This window comes from Gammaproteobacteria bacterium, assembly GCA_033720895.1.
Lineage (GTDB): Bacteria > Pseudomonadota > Gammaproteobacteria > Natronospirales > JAJUFS01 > JAWWBS01.
This window is the reverse complement of record JAWWBS010000006.1, coordinates 52,174-58,284: the sequence shown is the minus strand read 5'-3', so window position 1 is coordinate 58,284 and position 6,111 is coordinate 52,174. Positions and strand designations below refer to the sequence as shown.

Annotated in this window: 6 protein-coding genes and 1 other RNA gene; 1 reads left to right on the top strand and 6 read right to left on the bottom strand. The window is 62.6% G+C overall.

Features of this window, described 5'->3' with window-relative positions:
• The 5 genes from R3217_02235 to mraZ all read right to left on the bottom strand — a co-directional run.
• On the bottom strand, positions 1 to 962 hold a 962-nt coding region (locus R3217_02235; protein MDX1454253.1), incomplete at its 3' end, for a Mur ligase family protein.
• Positions 959 to 2,689: a penicillin-binding protein 2 gene (locus R3217_02230; protein MDX1454252.1), complete on the bottom strand. Its 1,731-nt coding sequence runs from the start codon at positions 2,687 to 2,689 to the stop codon at positions 959 to 961. The genes R3217_02235 and R3217_02230, both read right to left, overlap by 4 nt.
• Positions 2,679 to 2,954, bottom strand: coding sequence for a cell division protein FtsL (ftsL, locus tag R3217_02225; protein MDX1454251.1), 276 nt, complete (start codon positions 2,952 to 2,954; stop codon positions 2,679 to 2,681). Before ftsL ends, R3217_02230 begins: the two co-directional genes overlap by 11 nt.
• Positions 2,951 to 3,883 carry a 16S rRNA (cytosine(1402)-N(4))-methyltransferase RsmH gene (rsmH, locus tag R3217_02220; protein ID MDX1454250.1) on the bottom strand — a complete coding sequence of 311 codons (933 nt, stop codon included), beginning with the start codon at positions 3,881 to 3,883 and terminating at the stop codon, positions 2,951 to 2,953. The genes ftsL and rsmH overlap by 4 nt, the downstream gene beginning before the upstream one ends.
• A 14-nt stretch (positions 3,884 to 3,897) precedes the next feature.
• Positions 3,898 to 4,350: a division/cell wall cluster transcriptional repressor MraZ gene (gene mraZ / locus R3217_02215; GenBank protein ID MDX1454249.1), complete on the bottom strand. Its 453-nt coding sequence runs from the start codon at positions 4,348 to 4,350 to the stop codon at positions 3,898 to 3,900.
• Between the two features lie 295 nt (positions 4,351 to 4,645).
• On the opposite strand from mraZ, the gene R3217_02210 reads away from it, so the two are divergent.
• Positions 4,646 to 5,668: a phospholipase A gene (locus R3217_02210; GenBank protein ID MDX1454248.1), complete on the top strand. Its 1,023-nt coding sequence runs from the start codon at positions 4,646 to 4,648 to the stop codon at positions 5,666 to 5,668.
• A 20-nt stretch (positions 5,669 to 5,688) separates the two neighbouring features.
• Here the strand turns inward: R3217_02210 and rnpB are convergent.
• Positions 5,689 to 6,046: RNase P RNA component class A (rnpB, locus tag R3217_02205), an RNA gene on the bottom strand.
• Between the last annotated feature and the right edge of the window lie 65 nt (positions 6,047 to 6,111).

Below are 6,111 nucleotides of genomic sequence, written 5' to 3'. Positions count from 1 at the left end.
GTTGCCAGCAGGTTGGACACATTGAAGCGCCCGAGCAGATCGCAATGCACGGTGCAGCAGGTTTCGCCATCCAGTACCAGGTCGAAACCCAGGCCCTCGGCGCTGTAGCGAATGTCTGCGGCATGCAGGAAATGATCGGCGTCGACGGATTCAAGGGTTTCCGCATCAATGGCAAAGGCGTAGCTGGAGACATCGCCTGCAAGGCTGCGCAGGAAATCCCTGCCGGTCTGGTCGTCGACGTTGATCACGGCCGCCTTCAAGCCCGGCCATTCGAACAGGCGGCGCTTCGCCTCGGCGTAACGCCCAAGGTCGCCGTGGTAGTCCAGGTGTTCGTGGGTGAGATTCGTGAACACGGCGGTGTGAAAATGCACACCGTCGGCGCGATGCTGGTCCAGCGCATGCGACGACACTTCCATCGCCACCAGCCCTGCACCGGCGTCACGGACTGTCGCCAGGCTTTGCTGCAGGCGCACCGCATCCGGCGTGGTGTGACTGGCTTCCGCGAGGCTGCCGAGCATGCCGTAGCCAAGCGTGCCGAACAGTGCCGCGGGCTTGCCGAGACCCTCGGCGGCCTGTGCAGTCAGGTGCGCCACCGAGGTCTTGCCATTCGTTCCCGTCACGCCAACGACTTCCATGCCGCTCGTCGGGTCACCATGGAACCGTGCCGCAATGCGGCCGACATGTTGCGAAAGGCGTGGCACCTCGAGGGCATCGATCCCTTCGAAATCCGGAAGGTCGGACAATCCGGCGGCCGGCTCCCACAGCACGGTCCTTGCGCCGAGGCGAATTGCCTGGTCAAGGTACTCGAGGCCGTGAGAGGCAATGCCATCACAGGCGAGAAACACGCTGTCGGCAGAGCAGTAGCGCGAGTCGAGACAGACGTCACTGACCGCCTTATCGATGGAGGCCGGCACTTCGATGATGCCGGCCAGCAGGTCCTTGAGGGTAACGGTCGATGTCATTGTGACGACCTCCCCGCAATCAGCGCACCACCCTGCGAAACGCTTTCCTGGTCAGGCGGAATGTTCAACAGCCGCAAGGCACCGGAAACCACGTTCGAAAACACGGGCGCGGCCACCTCGCCACCGTAGTAGCGGCTCTCGTCAGGCTCGTCGAGCACGATCACCGCCACGATGCGAGGGTTTACCGCCGGCGCCATTCCGGCAAAGGCTGCAATATGCCGGTCATTGGCGTAGCCACCGGCTTCCGCCTTGCGTGCCGTACCCGTCTTGCCGGCCACACGGTATCCGCTGATGGCGGCACGGCGGCCCGTGCCTTCGGCGCTGACCACGGCTTCGAGCATCTGGCGCATCTGGCGCGCGGTCTGGCTGGACACGACACGCTCGGAGAACTCGGGTTCGTCGACCGCAAGGAAGGACACCGGAACGCGCTTGCCGTCATTGGCAATGATCGAGTAAGCCTCGGCCATCTGCAGCGGCGTGACTGACAGGCCATAGCCATAGGCCATGGTCGCCTGCGTCACATCGCGCCAGCGCTGCCAGTGCGGCAGGACACCCGATGCCTCGCCCGGGAAACCGGAACCGGTCGCGCTGCCAAAGCCGAATTTCGCCAGGGTCGACCAGATCTGTTCCGGCTCCATCGACAGGGCAATCTTGCTGGCACCGGTATTGACCGACTTCGCCAGCACGGTGGTGACATCGATGGTGCCGTAATCAAGGGGATCCTGTACCGCGTAACCACCGACCTTGAAAAAGCCTGGCGACGTCTTGATCGGCGTCAACGGCGAATACGCCCCACTCTCCAGCGCCGCGGCCAGGGGAAACGGCTTGAAATAGGAACCCGGCTCGAACAGGTCCGTGACGGCCCGGTTGCGATAGCGGGCACTGTCCAGTTCTGCCCGATTGTTCGGGTTGTAGGACGGCTGGTTCGCAATGGCCAGCACTTCGCCCGTCTGTGGATTCATGACCACGATGGAGCCGGACTTGGCACCGCTGTTGATCACCGCCGCCTTCAGCTCCCGATAAGCCAGGTACTGGAGACGCAGGTCGATGCTGGTTCGCAGCTGTTGCCCGGGCTCGGCCGGCGCCAGTTCCTCGATGTTCTCGATGACCTGGCCGAGACGGTCGCGCAACACGCGCTTGCGTCCCGCCTCGCCACTCAGCCATTCGTTGAAAGCAAGCTCCAGCCCTTCCTGCCCGGCATCGTCGATGTCGGTGAACCCGACAAGGTGCGACGTGACCTCGGCCGCAGGATAGAACCGCTTGTACTCGCGCTTCAGGTTCACGCCCGGAATGTCCAGGGCCTCGACCTCGGCCGCAAGCTCCGGGGTTACCTGGCGCTCGAGGTAGACGAACTCGCGCTCTGCCCGGTCGGCAAGGTAGGTCAGCAGCTTCTCGGTCGACCAGCCCAGGAGGTCCGCCAGCGCAGGCAGCTTGTCGATGCCGTCTTCCAGTTGCTGCGGATTCACCCAGACGGACGCCACGGGGGTCGAGACGGCCAGCGGCTCGCCATTGCGATCGACGATCATGCCGCGATGCGCCGGAATCTCGACGACTCGAAGGTGTCGCGCCTGCCCCTGGTCCTGCAGGAAATCCTTGCTGATGACCTGCAGGTCGACCGCTCGCGCCACCATGACCAGTGCCGCCGACACGAAAACGCCAGCGACAAGTCCGCTGCGCCAACGTCCCGGGCGAGTCACGGTTTCTGGCTTTGTCGACTTACTGCGCACGTCTCAGCACCACGATGTCGGCTTCTGCCGGGATCTGCATGTTCAATTGTTCACGGGCCAGTTGTTCGATACGGCCGTGCGTTGCCCACGCACTCTGTTCCAGCTGCAATCGACCCCAGTCGACTTCCAGCTCGTCGCGTTCCGCCTGCAAGCCCTGCATGACGATGAATTCGCGGCGGTTCTCGTGACGGGCACCGACCACCAACAAGGCCGTTGCCACGTTGGCCACCAGCAACAGGCAGACAATGGCGAAATCGACCTTCATCGCACGCGCTCCGCAATCCGCAACACGGCACTGCGAGCCCGCGGGTTCTCCGCCAGCTCCTCGGTGCTGGCACGCTGCGCCTTGCCCACGAGGCGAAACGGCGGTGTCTCTTCCGCAACCGGCAAGCCACGCGGCAAGCCTTTCGGCGGTGGCGCCGGCCGTGAGCGATCACGCATGAAGCGCTTGACCTGGCGATCCTCCAGCGAGTGGAAACTGATCACGCTCAGCCTGCCCCCGGCTGCCAGCACTCGCTCGGTCTGCTCGAGCACCTCGGTGAGGTCATCGAGCTCCTTGTTTATATGAATCCGGATGGCCTGGAAGGCACGGGTTGCCGGATGCTTCTTCTTTTCCCGGGTCGGCACGGCCGCCTCGATGATGCCCACCAGTTGCGAGGTGGTCTCGATCGGCGCTTCCTCGCGGGCTTCGCAAATGGCCCTGGCGATACGATGATGAAAGCGCTCTTCCCCGTAATCCCGTATCACCAGCGAAATCTCTTCCTGCTCCGCCGTTGCCAGCCAGTCCGCCGCCGATTCACCGCGGGAGGTATCCATGCGCATGTCCAGCGGGCCGCCAAAGCGGAAGCTGAACCCGCGCTCGCCATCATCGAGCTGCGGCGAAGAGACGCCGAGGTCCAGCAGCACGCCATCGACGGCACCGGTCTTTCCTTCGGCTGTCACTACCTGCTCGAGCATGGTGAAGCTCCCATGAACGATGCGAAATCTGTCGTCTTCCCTGGCCAGCGCCTCGGCGCTCTCAATGGCCTGCGGGTCCTTGTCGAAGGCCAGCAAGCGGCCTTCCGGGCCCAGCGCTGCCAGCAACTCCCTGGCATGCCCGCCGCGACCGAAGGTTCCATCCACGTAGAACCCGTCCTTGCGCAAAGCCAGCCCCTCGAGGGCTGGCTTGAGCAGTACCGGGCGGTGTGCTGCCATGCCGCCCCCGGCACTCACAGTGACAGCGATTCGAGTTCGGCCGGCAGCGGCGCCTCGTCATCACCATCACCCAGCCAGTGATCGCGGCGCTCGTTCCAGGATGCTTCGTCCCAGATCTCGAACTTGTTGCCCTGGCCGATCATCACCGCGGCCTTCTCGATGCCGGCGAATTCGCGAAGCGGTTGCGGCAGCAGCACACGACCATTGCTGTCCATGTCCAGTTCCGTGGCGTGACCGACCAGCAAGCGCTGCAGGCGACGCGCCTGCACGTTGAAGCTCGGCAGCGCGACCAGCTTGGCCTCGATCTTTTCCCATTCGGGCAACGTATAAAGGAGAAGGCAATGATCACGGTCAACGGTCACCACGAGCTTGCCGGCGCCCGTTTCCTGCAGGCGCTCGCGATACCGGGTCGGAATGGACATCCGCCCCTTGGCATCCAGCTTGACGTTAGTGACACCCCTGAACATGTTCTTTGCCGGGCTCGGGCTTCCACCTCGATCCCATTCTTCCCCACTTTTTCCCACTTGATGACACTATAGGTAGGGCTCAGCGGGAGTGTCAAGCTGATTTACCACTGCCGCAGAGGATTTTTCCAAGGCAGTCAGTGACTTAGCGCATGCTGCATTGCGCAAAATCACTAAAATTGTGCGACCGCACAATCAATAAAAACAACAAGTTACGAGAAGGTCTTTTAAGCCAATATTAAGAGTTTTCGGGGCTCTTTGCGGCTGTTAAGCTGCACCCTGAATCGAGGAGAAACGCATGAAACCCTTGCTGGCCGCCCTTTTGCCCGCTTTCTTGCTGCTTGCCAGCCCCTGTAGCGCCGCCCAGGATGCCGACCCGAGCGCGGCCGCCAGCACCGACCCGATCTCGGTACCGTCCGCCTCGCCAGGCGATGACATCGAAGATGACAGCGTCAACAAGGAAGGAGACGGCTCCCAGGACGGTGCCGAAGGGGAGCTGGACATAGAACGCGTGCTGTTCGAGGGCCCGCCCAGCATCAGCCAGCGCCTGGAAGAGGAAGGGTCCGGACGCGACAACCGCTTTGCGCTGGTCGCTCATCGCCCCAGCTACCTGATTCCATTGAGTTACAACTTCCAGGCCGACGATACGAGCTTCGCCGCGTCGGGCTACGACGCGTCCATCGACAGCCTGGAGATGGCTTTCCAGATCAGCCTGAAGGTGCCGATGTGGAACGAGCCGCTCGGTGACGACACGCAGCTGTCCTTTGGCTACACGCAACGGGCCTGGTGGCAGGCCTACAACAGCGAGGTGTCGCGACCCTTCCGGGAAACCAACCACGAGCCCGAGGTCATGCTGGATGTCATCAATGACTTCGAGATCCTCGGCTTCACCAACCGGGTCATTCGCTTCGGTATCAACCACCAGTCCAATGGTCGTGCAGAGCCCTTCTCCCGCAGCTGGAACCGGCTGTACACGGAATTCCTGCTGGAGCGCGGCCGCTTCGCCATCAGCTTCAAGCCCTGGGTGAGAATCCCGGAACGGGCGGAGGACGACGACAATCCGGACATCGACGAGTACATGGGGCATTTCGAATTGCGCCTGGGCTGGCGCAACGGCGACAACAATTTCACCTTGATGCTCCGCAACCATACCGAATCCAAGGGCGCGCATGGTGCAGCCGAACTGACCTACAGCTATGCACTGAGTCCGAAGGCACGCGGTTACGTGCAGATATTCAATGGTTATGGCGAGAGCCTGATCGACTACAACCGGTCGGTCACGCGACTGGGCATCGGTATCCAGCTGACCGACTGGCTGTAAGCACCAGGCAGGAAGGAATAAGAAGGAGTCGGCCGATAAGCCGGGTTCTGTCTTGAACAGCCATTCATCTGGGATGCTCGTCACCGAGCACCTCAAGCAGCCTACCCGGGAACTCCGCGGGCCGCGTCATCGTTCCCCTATTTGGCCTTGCTCCGAGTGGGGTTTACCGTGCCGCGAACCGTTGCCGGACGCGCGGTGCGCTCTTACCGCACCTTTTCACCCTTACCTGTGTCCGAAGACCATCGGCGGTATGTTTTCTGTGGCACTTTCCGTCGGCTCGCGCCGCCCAGGCGTTACCTGGCACCCTGCCCTGCGGAGCCCGGACTTTCCTCCACGTCGCGCCGGTGGCGCGGTCGCAGCGACTGTCTGGCCGACTCCGGCGCCAAAGATACGCTGAACCGACGGTCAGTCAAGACTTATCGGGCAACAGCGATGAATCAGCT